At 69.6% G+C, this 14,068-nt stretch carries 13 protein-coding genes; 6 read left to right on the top strand and 7 right to left on the bottom strand.

Annotation, left to right across the window (positions count from 1 at the left end):
- Positions 1-70 precede the first annotated feature (70 nt).
- The 3 genes from KZC52_RS01780 to sucB all read left to right on the top strand — a co-directional run bounded on the left by KZC52_RS01780 (position 71) and on the right by sucB (position 4,712).
- Positions 71-1,543, top strand: coding sequence for a leucyl aminopeptidase (locus KZC52_RS01780; RefSeq protein WP_247622358.1), 1,473 nt, complete (start codon positions 71-73; stop codon positions 1,541-1,543).
- A 1-nt stretch (position 1,544) separates the two neighbouring features.
- A complete protein-coding gene (lpdA, locus tag KZC52_RS01775; RefSeq protein WP_247622357.1) occupies positions 1,545-2,918 on the top strand; it encodes a dihydrolipoyl dehydrogenase in 1,374 nt (457 codons plus the stop codon).
- Positions 2,919-2,987: 69 nt separating this feature from the next.
- The gene (gene sucB / locus KZC52_RS01770; RefSeq protein ID WP_247622356.1) at positions 2,988-4,712 is read left to right on the top strand and encodes a 2-oxoglutarate dehydrogenase, E2 component, dihydrolipoamide succinyltransferase; all 1,725 of its coding nucleotides are present in this window, start codon (positions 2,988-2,990) and stop codon (positions 4,710-4,712) included.
- A gap of 11 nt (positions 4,713-4,723) precedes the next feature.
- Here sucB and KZC52_RS01765 read toward each other — a convergent pair whose 3' ends face one another.
- The gene (locus tag KZC52_RS01765; protein ID WP_247622355.1) at positions 4,724-6,196 is read right to left on the bottom strand and encodes a hypothetical protein; all 1,473 of its coding nucleotides are present in this window, start codon (positions 6,194-6,196) and stop codon (positions 4,724-4,726) included.
- A gap of 169 nt (positions 6,197-6,365) precedes the next feature.
- Between KZC52_RS01765 and KZC52_RS01760 the strand changes: the two genes are divergently transcribed.
- Positions 6,366-7,073: a DUF4191 family protein gene (locus KZC52_RS01760; RefSeq protein WP_247622354.1), complete on the top strand. Its 708-nt coding sequence runs from the start codon at positions 6,366-6,368 to the stop codon at positions 7,071-7,073.
- Positions 7,074-7,136: 63 nt separating this feature from the next.
- On the opposite strand, the gene KZC52_RS01755 is transcribed toward KZC52_RS01760, so the two are convergent.
- Complete coding sequence (locus KZC52_RS01755) at positions 7,137-8,324, bottom strand: RimK family alpha-L-glutamate ligase (RefSeq protein WP_247622353.1); 1,188 nt, start codon at positions 8,322-8,324, stop codon at positions 7,137-7,139.
- 25 nt (positions 8,325-8,349) lie between these two features.
- Between KZC52_RS01755 and KZC52_RS01750 the strand changes: the two genes are divergently transcribed.
- Positions 8,350-8,829, top strand: coding sequence for an ATP-dependent zinc protease family protein (locus KZC52_RS01750; RefSeq protein WP_282185356.1), 480 nt, complete (start codon positions 8,350-8,352; stop codon positions 8,827-8,829).
- Between the two features lie 4 nt (positions 8,830-8,833).
- Here KZC52_RS01750 and KZC52_RS01745 read toward each other — a convergent pair whose 3' ends face one another.
- Positions 8,834-9,265: an RDD family protein gene (locus tag KZC52_RS01745; RefSeq protein ID WP_247622351.1), complete on the bottom strand. Its 432-nt coding sequence runs from the start codon at positions 9,263-9,265 to the stop codon at positions 8,834-8,836.
- A gap of 143 nt (positions 9,266-9,408) precedes the next feature.
- Here KZC52_RS01745 and glnA point away from each other — a divergent pair, with 143 nt between their 5' ends.
- On the top strand, positions 9,409-10,833 hold the full coding sequence (gene glnA, locus KZC52_RS01740; RefSeq protein WP_247622350.1) for a type I glutamate--ammonia ligase: 1,425 nt from the start codon (positions 9,409-9,411) through the stop codon (positions 10,831-10,833).
- A 67-nt stretch (positions 10,834-10,900) separates the two neighbouring features.
- Here glnA and glsA read toward each other — a convergent pair whose 3' ends face one another.
- The 4 genes from glsA to KZC52_RS01720 are packed head-to-tail and all read right to left on the bottom strand — an operon-like array spanning position 10,901 to position 14,013.
- Complete coding sequence (glsA, locus tag KZC52_RS01735; RefSeq protein WP_247622349.1) at positions 10,901-11,839, bottom strand: glutaminase A; 939 nt, start codon at positions 11,837-11,839, stop codon at positions 10,901-10,903.
- Positions 11,840-11,872: 33 nt separating this feature from the next.
- Complete coding sequence (locus KZC52_RS01730) at positions 11,873-12,211, bottom strand: YciI family protein (RefSeq protein WP_247622348.1); 339 nt, start codon at positions 12,209-12,211, stop codon at positions 11,873-11,875.
- Between the two features lie 42 nt (positions 12,212-12,253).
- Positions 12,254-12,949 (bottom strand): ABC transporter ATP-binding protein, encoded by a 696-nt coding sequence (locus KZC52_RS01725; RefSeq protein ID WP_247622347.1) that lies wholly within the window; start codon positions 12,947-12,949, stop codon positions 12,254-12,256.
- The gene (locus tag KZC52_RS01720) at positions 12,946-14,013 is read right to left on the bottom strand and encodes an ABC transporter permease (protein ID WP_247622346.1); all 1,068 of its coding nucleotides are present in this window, start codon (positions 14,011-14,013) and stop codon (positions 12,946-12,948) included. The genes KZC52_RS01725 and KZC52_RS01720 overlap by 4 nt, the downstream gene beginning before the upstream one ends.
- Between the last annotated feature and the right edge of the window lie 55 nt (positions 14,014-14,068).

The following is a 14,068-nucleotide window of genomic DNA, read 5'->3' as shown; positions in this document are numbered from 1 at the left end:
CTTGCTGAGAGCGAACACACCCCCGCCCGTCCGCGCCCGCGCCGCCTGCAGCTTGCCTAGGATGGAGAACATGACGCTTCCCGTGCTCTCGCACACCCCCGATCAGTTCCCCGGAAGCGCTGCCGATGCCGCAGTGCTCGTCGTGCCCGATCTCGCCGATGCGGCGACGTCGCTCGAGTCGTATCCCGGACTCGCCGAGGCCCTCGCGGCGGTGGGCTTCACCGGTTCGGCGTCCGCCTTCGTACGGGTGCACGCCCCCGAGGTGACGAGCCTGCCGTTCGCCGTGGTCGGCATCGGAGCCACCCCGTCGGCCGAAGCCGTGCGGAACGCCGCGGGCGCCGCCCTGCGTTCGCTGACCGGGTTCGAAACGGTCTCGCTGGCGCTGGCACCCGGCCTGGAGGAGTACGCCGAGGCGGCGGCGGAAGGCGCCGTTCTGGGCGGCCACCGCTTCGACGGCTACCGCTCCAAGAAGCCCGCCGTCCGGGCCTCCGCCGTCGTCCTGCACGGTGCGCTCGACGACGCGTCGGTCGCCCGGATCCAGGCCACGGGCGATGCCGTGGCGCTGGTCAAGGATCTCGTGAACGTCCCGGCCGAGTGGCAGAGCCCGGCCGATCTCGCCCAGAGCGCGGTCGACAGCGTCGCCGACCTCGACGTCACCGTCGAGATCCTCGACGAGTCGGCTCTGACGGAGCAGGGCTACGGCGGCATCCTGGGCGTCGGACAGGGGTCCGACCGCCCGCCGCGCCTCGTGCGCCTCGACTACTCCCCCGCCGGCGCGACGCAGCACATCGCCCTGGTCGGCAAGGGCATCACCTTCGACACGGGCGGCCTCTCGCTGAAGCCCGCGGCATCGATGGTCGGGATGAAGTTCGACATGGCGGGTGCCGCCACCAGCCTCGCGGCGCTCCGCGCGATCGCGACGCTGGAGCTCCCCGTGCGGGTCACCGCGTGGCTCTGCATCGCCGACAACATGCCCTCCGGCCGGGCGACGCGCCCCGGTGACGTGCTGCGGATGCTCGACGGCACCACGGTCGAGGTGCTCAACACGGACGCCGAGGGACGCCTGGTCATGGCCGACGGGCTCGTCGCCGCGAGCCGGGAGAACCCCGACGTGATCATCGACGTCGCCACCCTCACCGGTGCGATCGTCATGGCTCTCGGGCACCGCCACACCGGCGTCATGGGCGACGACGACGCCGTGACCCGATTCCTCGCGGCGGCCGCGTCCGTCGACGAGCCGGCCTGGCGGATGCCGCTGCCGGACTACATGGAGGATTCCCTCGACTCGCCCATCGCCGATCTCATCAATGCGAACATGAGCGACCGCGCGGCGGGCGCCTCGTTCGCGGGGCTGTTCCTCCGTCGATTCGTCGGACGCGTCTCCGACGATGCGGACGCTCCGCGCATCCCCTGGGTGCACCTCGACATCGCCGGTTCCGGCGAGAACGGCAGCGCGCCGTTCGGATTCACCGAGAAGGGCCCGACCGGGGCGATGGTCCGGTCGATCGTCGCCTTCGCGGCCGCATCGGCACAGGAGGCCTGACATGACGACGCACACCTTCGACATCGTGGTCCTGGGCGGCGGCAGCGGCGGCTATGCGGCCGCGCTGCGCGCGAGCGAGCTCGGCAAGTCCGTCGCCCTGATCGAGAAGGACAAGGTCGGCGGCACCTGCCTGCACCGCGGATGCATCCCGACCAAGGCGCTGCTGCACGCCGCCGAGGTTGCGGAGCACGTGCGTGACGCGGCCGCAGTCGGTGTGACGGCGTCGTTCGACGGAATCGACACCGCGGGCGTCCGCGCCTACCGTGAAGGCATCGTCGCGAAGAAGTTCAAGGGCCTCGAAGGCCTCGTCAAGGCCCGGGGCATCACGACCGTGGCGGGCACGGGGCGGCTGAACGCCGATCGCAGCGTGAGCGTCGGGGACGATGTCTACGTCGGCGCTGACGTCGTTCTCGCGACGGGCTCGTACAGCCGCACGCTCCCCGGGCTCGAGATCGGCGGGCGCATCCTCACGAGCGAGCACGCACTCGCCCTCGATGAGGTTCCGAAGAGCGTTCTCATTCTCGGCGGTGGCGTCATCGGCGTCGAGTTCGCGAGCGTGTGGCGCTCGTTCGGCGCCGACGTGACCATCATCGAAGCTCTGCCCCATCTCGTCCCGAACGAGGACATCGCGATGAGCAAGGGCCTCGAGCGCGCCTTCCGGCGCCGCGGGATCCAGTACTCGCTCGGCATCCGCTTCCAGACCGCGACCCAGGACGACGCCTCCGTGACCGTGACCCTCGAGGACGGCAAGGAGTTCACCGCGGACTACCTGCTCGTCGCGGTCGGCCGAGGCCCGGTGACCGCCGATCTCGGCTTCGAAGAAGCCGGTGTGGTGCTCGATCGCGGATTCGTCACCGTCGACAACGACCTGCGCACCGGCGTTCCGGGGGTGTGGGCCGTCGGCGACATCGTGCCGGGCCTGCAGCTCGCGCACCGCGGATTCCAGCAGGGAATCGCGGTCGCGGAGCGGATCGCAGGCCTGTCACCCGTGAACGTTCCCGACAGCCAGATCCCCAAGGTCACCTACTCCAGCCCCGAGGTCGCCTCGGTGGGCGTGACGGAGGAGGCCGCGATCGCCGAGCACGGTGCGGATGGGATCGTCTCGTACGAGTACAACCTCGCCGGCAACGGCAAGAGCGAGATCATCGGCACCGGCGGCCTGGTCAAGGTCGTGCGCCGAAAGGACGGGCCCGTCCTCGGCGTGCACCTGCTGGGAGATCGCGTCGGCGAGCTGATCACCGAGGGCCAGCTGGCCGTCGCGTGGGAGGCCCACCCCGAGGACATCGCTCCCCTCATCCACGCGCATCCGACGCAGAGCGAAGCGCTCGGAGAAGCCTTCCTCGCCCTCGCGGGCAAACCCCTGCACGCCCTCTGAACACCAACCGGTGCCCAGGGTCACTAAGCTAGACAAGCGTTTGAACAACTTTCTGAAGGAGACTCCGTCATGAGCACATCCGTTATCCTCCCCCCGCTCGGAGAGAGCGTTACAGAGGGTACGGTCACCCGCTGGCTCAAGCAGGTGGGTGACACTGTGCAGGCGGACGAGGGCCTGCTCGAGATCTCGACCGACAAGGTCGACACCGAGATCCCCTCGCCGGTCACCGGCGTGATCGAGGAGATCCTGGTCGCCGAGGACGAGACCGTCGAGGTCGGCGCCCTGCTCGCCCGCATCGGCGACGGCAGCACGTCCGCACCGGCGGACGACGCCCCCGAAGCCGCAGCTCCCGCTGCCGAGGCCGCTCCGGCCGAGGCCGCCGCTCCCGCCGCAGAGCCCGCTCCTGCCGCGGAGGCCGCTCCGGCCGCAGAGGCCGCTCCCGCCGCCGCTGCTCCGGCCGGCGACGCCAAGGACATCGTCCTGCCCGAACTCGGCGAGAGCGTGACCGAGGGCACCGTCACCCGCTGGCTGAAGCAGGTCGGCGACGAGGTCGCCGTCGATGAGGCCCTTCTCGAGATCTCGACCGACAAGGTCGACACCGAGATCCCGTCGCCCGTCGCCGGTGTTCTGCAGGAGATCCTCGCCGCAGAGGACGAGACGATCTCTGTCGGTGCCGTGCTCGCCCGCATCGGATCGGGCGCCGCTCCCACCGCTGCGCCGGCCGCACCCGAGGCCGCCGCTCCCGCACCCGAGGCCGCCGCCCCGGCGCCCGCGGCTGCACCGGCACCGGCCGCTGCCCCCGCACCTGCTGCCGCTCCGTCACCTGCTGCCGCTCCGGCACCTGCTGCCGCTCCGGCACCGGCTGCGGCCCCGGCTCCGGCCGCCGAGAACGACAACCTGTACGTCACCCCGCTGGTGCGCCGCCTGGCTTCGCAGCAGGGTGTCGACCTCGCCTCCGTGACCGGCACCGGCGTCGGCGGACGTATCCGCAAGGAAGACGTGCTGAAGGCCGCCGAGTCGGTCGGCTCCACTCCGGCCGCCGCGGCTCCCGCCGCACCCGCTCCTCTGGAGGTGTCGCCGCTGCGCGGCACGACCCAGCCCATGTCGCGCCTGCGCAAGGTGCTGGCGGAGCGCGCTGTCGCCTCGATGCAGCAGACGGCGCAGCTGACCACCGTCGTGGAGGTCGACGTCACGGCTCTCGCGGATTACCGCGACAGCGTGAAGGCGTCGTTCCTGCAGAAGACCGGTGACAAGCTCTCGTTCCTGCCGTTCTTCGCTCTGGCCGCCGCTGAGGCGCTGCGCGCCTTCCCGATCGTGAACTCCACGGTCGACGGCGACCAGATCGTGTACCCGGCGACCGAGAACCTCTCGATCGCCGTCGACACCGAGCGTGGCCTGCTGACCCCGGTTCTGCGCGACGCCGCGTCGAAGAACATCGCGGAGATCGCGCACGAGATCGCCGATCTCGCCGCCCGCACGCGCGACAACAAGCTGAAGCCCGACGAACTCGCCGGCGGCACGTTCACGCTGACGAACACCGGTTCGCGCGGCGCGCTCTTCGACACCCCCGTCGTCTTCCTGCCGCAGTCGGCGATCCTCGGAACGGGAACGGTCGTCAAGCGCCCCGGCCTGGTCAAGGTCGGCGGTTCGGACGCTATCGCGATCCGCTCGTACGTGTACCTCGCGCTCTCGTACGACCACCGCATCATCGATGGCGCGGACGCAGCCCGCTTCCTCGGTGCGGTGAAGGCCCGCCTCGAGTCGGCGCAGTTCGCCGCTCAGCTCGGAGCCTGACGACCGACGCCTCATGATGGCTGGTCCGCGACGTCGTACACGTCGCGGACCAGCCATTTCTCGTTCATCCGCACGAGGACGAGAATGCGCGGTGCCGCCGGAGACTCCGCACGGATCACCGCGACGTCGCCGTACTCGTCGACCGGAGTGATGGCGGGTTCGGTGCCGGCGATCTCGCCCAGCTCCACGACATCGACCGTCGATCCCTCGGCGATCACGTCCGGACACGATGGGGCCTCGGCTTCGACGCAGGCGGCTGCTCCGACGAGCAGCGATGCAGCCGCCGTAACCGCCGTCTCGTCGGACGCGGGGGTAGTCGTTCCGAGATCCTCGGCCGCCGGCGTCGGGCTCGGAGCCCCCGCCGTCTCGTCTGCGGTCGCCGGCTCCGCGGCCGTCGCACTCTCGGGCGCCGTCCGAGACGGAGCGCCGTGCCCTTCGGCACCCTCCCCCGACTCGCCGCCGGGCCACAGCAGGCCGCCCACCAGCACCGCGACCGCCGCCGCAGCGGCGATGAGAAGGCTCCGACGACGTGAGCGGGGCCCGACCCGCTCGTCGGTTCGATTCCGTGTGCCACTCGCTGACGGAGAGGCCGGGCGTCCGGCCAAGGACCGCGGGTCCCGATCCGGTAAGGCACGAGCGACGCGCCGCACCGTCTCCGCGACGCTCCCCCGGAGCGCTCCGAGCGCCTCACCGACGAGCCTGGGCCGCTCCGCCCTTCTCGCCCGACGCGACTCCACCGATCCGGTCCCCGCGATTGCTCGGCGCCCCAGTGCCTGCCGCTCGCTCGGACGGGCGTTCGCCGCTCGGGCGACGTCTCGCGCGCGCTCGGGCGTGAGCACGTCGCACCGCAACGGGCGCGGTGACGCGATCTGCAGGAGAGCCTCCTCCCACTCCTCGATCCGACGTTGCGGTACGCGTGGCTGCGCCTCACCCAGATGCAGCCCCATCTGCACCTGGGCGAGGACGCGCCCCATTCCCCTGTCGCGGCACCCCTCCGCGACGAGCTCGACCACACGCGCCGCGCCCGCGCACGCGGCCTCCCCCTCCCCGACGACGAACACGGGGCGTCCCTCCCCGGTGACCCACCAGGTGCCGCTCTCGCGTGCCCCCGGCTCCCCGAGTTCGTCGATCCCCCGCAGCACGCTCGCCACGAGCGTGCTGCACTCCCCCAGCGACAGATGCTCGTCGACGACGTGTCGACGCGCGAGAAGGCTCGTCACCCTCTCCGTGCACCACGGCAGCAGCACGTCGTGCCCGTCGCGACGCCGCACGACGTCGAGCGGTGCGGCGATGTGCTCGGCGCCGGCGAAACCCCAGCCGGCCCATCCCGCCAGCGCCCCGGCATCCACCTGCACCGCCACGCCCTCCCCGCGGGTGACGAGCAGTCCGCCGAACGGAGTCTCCGCCGCGTCGAGCGAGCGGACGACCCGGTGCGCATCCGGCACGAGCGGTGGCCTCGGGGTGCCGGCTGCGTCATCTGTCATGTCCCCATGACAGCGCACTGCCCAGGGCTCGAGAGCGGGAAACGGGCTGATGGGGATGGATCCGCACGATCCGCGCTCTGTGCAGGAGCGGTCGACGCCCTGACGATCGCGCTCCGCTCGGCGCGAACGACGGCATCAGCGGCACCGGGGACTCGGTAGGCTTGTCCCTATGGCAAAGACTCCCGAACCCGAGAAGCGTCCTGGGTTCTTCTCCCAGATCAAGTCCCTCTTCAGGTTCACCAAGGAGGCGTACCCCTGGCTGCCCTGGGCGCAGCTCGCGATCCTCATCGGCGGCATCCTCATCGGACTCGTCGTCGGGTACCTGATCCCCCCGCTGCAGTGGTGGACTCTTCTGCTCTGGGGCATCACCGGACTCATGCTCGGCGTCCTCGCCGCGATGTTCCTCATGACGCGCCTGTCGACCTCGGCGATGTACACGAAGATCGACGGCATGCCCGGCGCCACCGGCCACGTCATCAGCACCAGCCTCGGACGCCGCTGGCAGGCATCCGACACCCCGGTCGGCATCAACCCCAAGACCCAGGAGGCCGTCTACCGCGCGGTCGGCCGCGGCGGCATCGTCGTCGTCGGCGAGGGCGCGCGCGGACGCCTCACCCGTCTGATCAACGAGGAGCGCAGCAAGGCCCAGCGCGTCGCCAACGGCGTGCCCGTCACGGTGCTCTACGTCGGACACGGCGATGACGAGGTCGCGATCTCCGACCTTGCCAAGACGATCAAGAAGATCCCGAAGGCGATCGACAAGGCCACGATGGCCGCCGTCATCCGCCGCATCGAGTCGGTGTCGCAGTCGCTGTCGTCGCTGCCGATCCCGAAGGGGATCGACCCGACCAAGGTGCGCGCCCAGCGTCCGCGCTGAGCGCCGACAGCCGAAGAAAGACGAAGCGCGGCCGTTCCCCTCCGGGGGACGGCCGCGCTTCTCTCATTCCGAGAGGGGCTGGCGAGGCAGACGCCGCACCTTGGCGCGCCGGCGGCGACGCTCGGGCACCATCGAGCGCATCTCGTCGAGCTTCCCGAAGCAGAACAGCCGGTCATCGGCCTCGAGCACGACGTGCTTGCGCGGGTTGGGGATCACCGTCACCCCGCGGTGCAGCGTCAGCACGGTGATGTCGCGCTCCCACAGGCCCGCCTCGCCGAGCGTCTTGCCCACGAGGTCGACGGCGCCGTGCACCATGAGCTCGGCGACGCCGTACCCGGTGGAGACCGTGAGGCGCTGACGCACATCGATCTCGGGGAACGCGACCTGTCCGGCGATGTAGTCGATGATCGCTCCCGCGACGTCGAGCTTGGTCGCCGTCTCGATGCCCTGGAGACCCGGCGAGGAGTTCACCTCCATCACGAGAGGGCCGTCATCACCCTCGAGCATGTCGACGCCGGCGACGCGCAGGCCCATGATCTGAGCGGACCGGACGGCGGCGCGCTCGTACACCGGATCGAGCTCGACCGCCTCGACCGATCCGCCACGGTGCACGTTCGATCGGAACTCGTCGCCGGCCGCCGAACGGCGCATCGCCGCGACGACGCGATCGCCGACGACGAGCGCGCGGATGTCGCGGCCCCGGCTCTCGGCGATGAACTTCTGGATCAGCACGTTCTGCTTCGTGGAGTGCAGCGTCTCGATGATCGCCTCCGCCACCTTGACCTGCGGGGCGAGGATCACGCCGATCCCCTGCGTGCCCTCCAGGAGCTTGATGACGACGGGAGCCCCGCCGACGCGCTCGATGGCCGGGCGCACGTCGGCGCGGTTGCGCACGAAGGCGGTGGGCGGCATAGCGATGTTGTGCCGCGACAGGATCTGGTTCGCGCGCAGCTTGTCACGGGCGCTCGAGATTCCGTTGGCGGTGTTCGGGGTGTAGACGTCCATCTGCTCGAACTGCCGCACGACGGCGGTGCCGAAGTACGTGATCGAGTTGCCGATGCGCGGCAGGATCGCGTCGTAATCGCTGAGCTGACGCCCCCGATAGTGCAGGTCGGGTTCGTCCGCGGTGAGGTCGATCGCGAAGCGCAACGTGTTCAGCACCTTGACGTTGTGCCCGCGCTGGAGCGCGGCGGCACGGAGGCGCTGGGTGGAGTACGCCTGGGGCGCACGGGAGAGCACTGCGAGCTTCACGAAGATTTCCTGCCAGGATGGTCGGGTGACGAAGACATCCCATTCAAACACTCTTACGGGGTGGCGAGAATGGGTGAGCCTGCCCGATCTCGGCGTGGACTGGATCAAGGCCAAGATCGACACCGGCGCACGTACTTCATCGCTCCACGCGTTCGACATCCACGAGTTCGATCAGGACGGCGCGCCGTGGGTCAGATTCAAGGTGAAGCCCTGGCAGGACAGTCAGGCGGATGCCGTCGTCGTCGAGTCCCCCGTGCACGACCGCCGCGCGGTGCGCAGCTCCTCCGGCCACGCGCAGGAGCGCCTCGTGGTGGAGCTCCTCATCCGCCTCGTCGACCGCGAGGTGCTGGCGGAGGTCACGCTGAGCAACCGCGACGAGATGGGCTTCCGCATGCTCATCGGCCGGGAGGCGCTCCGGCAAGGGTTCTCGGTCGACCCCGCGCGATCGTTCCTCGGGGGCCGGGCGCCGCGTGAGGCCCGTCGCCGGAACCGCGGCAGGATCTGACCGCTCAGGTGCGGATCAGCACCGTGCCCACGACCTTGTCGTGGAGTCCGCGCTGGTCGGCATCGAAGATCACCGCGGGGATCACGACGATGAGCAGCGCCGTGCGCACGATCGGTCGCCACAGGCCCACCCAGCCGCCGTCGAGGCGCACTACGCGCATCCCGAGGATGCGGTGCCCGGGGCTTCCTCCCGCCGTGGGGATGAAGAGGATCTGCAGCAGGGCGAACACAGCCATCGGGCCGAACTGGCTGAGTCCCGCCTCGGCGGGCAGGGCGAACTGGTCGAAACCGAGGAACGCGGTGGCGATGATCGTCGCCGCGACGTAATCGATCAGGAGCGCTCCGATGCGTCGTCCGAGGCGGCCGACGCTCCCCGTGCCCGACGCGGGCAGTCCGAGGCGTTCACCGGGGTAAGCGTTCACAGCATCCGTCACCATCCCAGCCTACCGAGGGCCGATATGCGCTCCGACCGGCGAGGCGCTGTAACACGCCCGAAACAAAGTCGATACCGTGGAGAAATCCCCCGACCGTACTCTGCGAGTGGCCCCGAAGCCATCGATCCGTCTTACAGGAGTCGTACATGTTCAAAGATTCGTCCGAGGTTCTGAGCTACATCAAGGAGAACGACGTCAAGTTCCTTGACATCCGTTTCACCGATCTCCCCGGTGTGCAGCAGCACTTCAACATTCCTGCATCGACGGTCGACGAGGCGTTCTTCACCGAGGGGCAGCTGTTCGACGGCTCCTCGATCCGCGGCTTCGCCAGCATCCACGAGTCCGACATGCAGCTCATCCCCGATGTCACCACCGCGTACATCGACCCCTTCCGCGAGGCGAGCACCCTCGTGATGATCTTCGACATCTACAACCCGCGCACGGGTGAGATCTACTCGAAGGACCCGCGTCAGGTCGCCAAGAAGGCCGAGAAGTACCTCGCCTCCACCGGCATCGCCGACACCGCGTTCTTCGCCCCCGAGGCCGAGTTCTACATCTTCGACGACGTGCGCTACTCCGTCACCGCCGGTGAGAGCTTCTACAAGGTCGACTCCGAAGAGGCCGCGTGGAACACCGGTCGCGAGGAAGAGGGCGGCAACCTCGCCAACAAGACCCCGTACAAGGGCGGCTACTTCCCCGTCAGCCCGGTCGACAAGACGGCCGACCTGCGCGACGACATCACGCTCAAGCTGATCGACGCCGGCTTCATCCTCGAGCGCTCGCACCACGAGGTGGGCACCGCGGGTCAGCAGGAGATCAACTACCGCTTCGACACGATGGTGCACGCGGCCGACGACATCCTGAAGTTCAAGTACATCGTCAAGAACACCGCCAACGAGTGGGGCAAGGTCGCGACCTTCATGCCCAAGCCGCTCTACGGCGACAACGGCTCCGGCATGCACACGCACCAGTCGCTCTGGAACGACGGTAAGCCGCTGTTCTACGACGAGGCGGGCTACGGCCAGCTCAGCGACATCGCGCGCTGGTACATCGGTGGCATCCTGGCGCACGCGCCGGCCCTGCTCGCCTTCACCAACCCGACGCTGAACAGCTACCACCGTCTGGTCAAGGGCTTCGAGGCGCCGGTCAACCTGGTCTACTCGGCCGGCAACCGCTCCGCCGCGATCCGCATCCCGATCACCGGCTCCAACCCCAAGGCCAAGCGCATCGAGTTCCGCGCGCCGGATGCCTCGGGTAACCCGTACCTGGCCTTCGCCGCGCAGCTCATGGCCGGCCTCGACGGCATCAAGAACCGCACCGAGCCGCACGAGCCCGTCGACAAGGACCTCTACGAGCTTCCGCCCGAGGAGGCCAAGGGCATCCCGCAGGTGCCGAACTCGCTGCTCGACTCGCTCGACGCTCTCGCGGCCGACCACCAGTTCCTCCTCGAGGGCGGCGTGTTCACCAAGGAGCTCATCGAGACCTGGATCTCGTATAAGTACGAGAACGAGATCCTCCCGATGGCGCAGCGCCCGCACCCGTTCGAATACGAGCTGTACTTCGGCGTCTGATCCCGGATCGAGAAGAGCGCCCCACCGGCTTCGGCCGGGCGGGGCGCTCTTTCGTTCTGCAGCGGCGTCACCCGCGCGGCATCGCGAACGCGTGGAGGCCGAGCTCCCGGCTCAGGACCTCGCTCACGTGATGTCCGCGCACGCTGGTCCCCTGCTCGTCGAGTGGCGGACTCACCACGGCCGCTCCCAGCGCCGCCGGCACCGCGAGGACGATCGCGCCGGACACGCTCGACTTCGCCGGCACACCGACCTGGCGCATCCACCTCCCCGACCCGTCGTACACGCCGCAGGTCGCCATGACCGAGACGACGTCGCGTGCCACGTCCGCCCCCACGACCTCGACGCCGGTGAGGGGGTTCCGCCCTCCGGCGGCGAGCGTGGCGCCCATGGCCGCCAGGTCGCGCGCGTCGACGAGAACGGCGCACGCGCGGGCGTAGACGGCGACCGCCTCGTCGGCGCCGACCTGCAGCGTGCCCTCCGAGCGCATCAGGTGAGCGAGCGCGTGATTGCGATCACCGAGCAGGTGCTCGCTCTCGGCGACGCTCTCGGAGACGCTCAGGTCACGACCCGCGAAAGCCGACAGTCCCGCGAGGATCCGTCGACTCCTGGCGGCGGCATCCGCGCCGTCCACCAGCGCCGAGGTGAGCAGCGCCCCGGCGTTGACCATCGGGTTGGGCGGGCGGCCGGTGCCGCTCTCCAGCTTGATCGCGTCGAAGGCCTCCCCCGTCGGCTCGATGCCCAGACGGTCGAGAGCCGCGGGTCCATGGTCCTGGAGCGCCAGGGCGAAGAGGAACGGCTTGACGGCGGATTGGATGCTGATCTGCACGTTGGCCTGAGCGGTCGCCCTCGTCTCGCCGTCGAGCGTGAGGAGCGCGATGCCCAACAGGTCGGGGTCGGCATCGGCGAGTTCCGGGATGCTGTCGTCGACGGCGCCCCCTCGCTCGCGCAGCGCCCGGTCGCGCACGCCGTCGAGATCGTAGGAGAGGGGATCGACCGCGGAGTTCATGGTCCCAGCCTGTCACGCCCGGGCCGAGGCTGGTCAGCTCGCCGGGTCGTACCCGAACTCCCGGAGCTCCTGAGGGCACCGGCATGCGTGCGCGACGCGCGACGCCCAGTCGACGGCATCCGCTCGCGTGGGCAGCTCGAGGACGAGGAATCCTCCGGTGATCCGCGACCCGGGGTACGTCTCGTCGCTCACGGCACCGCGACCGGTCACGAGCACCGGAGCCACGTCCTCGTCGATCCCGCCGCCGAAGACGTAGACGCCCGCGGCCTTGGCCTCGTCGATCACGGCGTGCGAGGTCTCGACGACTTCCGGGAACTCCTCCTCCGTCAGATCCATCGCTTCGGCGGGGAACGAGATCAGGTACTTGGTCATGCTCCGATGGTGCGTCGCGGGACGGGAGTGCGCAAGAGCCAGTCAGCGCGTGACCGCGGCCGGGTGATCGATACGTCCGTCGACGAGCTGGACCACGGAGTGCATCCGTGGCAGATGGACGAGATCGTGGGTGACGAGCAGCGTCGACGTGCGCCGCTCGTCGGTCAGACGCAGCAGGAGGTCGATGATGCTCGCGCCGCGCTCCTGGTCGAGTGCGCTGGTCGGTTCGTCGATGAGGAGCACGCTCGGTTCGTTCATCAGCGCACGCGCGATGTTCACGCGCTGACGCTGTCCTCCCGAGAGCTGGTGCGGACGCTTGTCGAGGTGCTCCGCGAGGCCGACATCCCTGAGGAGCGATTCGGCACGTCGGGTCGTGGCCGCACGGCGTCGCCGCGGACGATCGCCACCGAGCTCGTTCATGACCACGAGTTGCTCGTGAGCGGTCAGGGACGGGAGAAGATTCGATTGCTGGAAGACGATCCCGATGGACGTGCGGCGCAGTTCGGACGCCCGATCTGCCGTCAGGGTCGTGGCATCGACGCCGTCGATCACGACACGACCGGAGTCCGGCCGGATCAGCGTGGCCGCGACCGCCAGCAGGCTCGACTTGCCCGAGCCGCTCGGCCCGGTGATCGCCGTCACCTCGCCCGGGGACGACGAGAGCGTGACGTGGTCGACGGCGGTGATGCGATCACTTCCGTCTGGGAAGGTGAGGGTGATGTCTTCGAGGCGGATCATCGGTTGCTCCCAAGTGCGGTGAGGGGGTCGGCGGAGGTGACGGAACGGAGGGCGAACGCGGCGCCGGCGAGACCGAGAACGATCATGAGCACGGCCGGAAGCACGGTGGTGAGCGGACTCAGGAGGAACGGCAGCGCGGCACCCGCAAGAGCCCCGAGGATCGACACGACGCCGATCCCGGCGCCGATGCCCACCACGAGCACCAGCGCCGCCTGTCCGAGCGCATCGCGCACGAGCACCGAGGTGCGGGCGCCGAGGGCCTTCAGGATCGCGATGTCGGGTGTGCGCTGCATCGTCCACACGGTGAAGAACGCGCCGATGACCAGCGCCGAGATGCCGAAGAGCATCGCGACCATGAGGAGCAGGGACCCGATCTCCGAACGGAAGGCGCTCAGCGCCGTCAGAGAGCCGACGATGGTCGTCGATCGAGTGCCGATCCGGCTGTCCGCCGCGTCCCACTCGGGTGAACCGGTGACCGCGAGCACCGTGGCGAAGGCATCCGGATCACCGGTCGCTTCCGCGTACGCCTGCCAATCCGCGAGGGTCATCCGCACGACGGGCGTGTGACTGTACCAGTCGTCTCCCCCGATACCCACGACCGTGTACGCGGTGCCCGCGATCGTTACCGGGTCGCCGAGGTGCGCGCCGAGCTCGTCCGCTGCGGGACGCGAGAGCACGAGCTCTCCGGAGGCGACCGGCGACTGCGGTGCGAAGTCGGGCTGCACGCCGAAGACGGCGATCGATGCGACGGTGTCTTCCGACTCCGCTCTGGTCTGACTGATGCCGAGGGGGTGCACGGATTCGACACCGGCGGTGGATTCCCACTCGGATGCCTGCTCCGCGGTCACTCGTGACTCGGCGAAGCTCGGGCCGTCGTCGGCACCGGGATCGACGAAGACCACGCGGTCCCCGGGGATGCCGACCACGGCGGAGATGTTCTGGACCGCGAGGCCGCCGGTCAGTCCGCTGAGGAATCCGACCAGGACGGTGATGAGCGCGACGACGGTGCCGATCAGGACGAATCGTCCGCGGGCGAAGCGCAGGTCGCGGAGGGCGATGTACATGCGGGGTTCCTCTCCTGTCGTCGGAATGACGACGCTTCCACTCTCCTGTCTCGGG

Origin of the sequence: Microbacterium galbinum (assembly GCF_023091225.1) — a bacterium.
GTDB lineage: Bacteria > Actinomycetota > Actinomycetes > Actinomycetales > Microbacteriaceae > Microbacterium > Microbacterium galbinum.
This window is presented reverse-complemented; position numbering and strand designations above follow the sequence as displayed.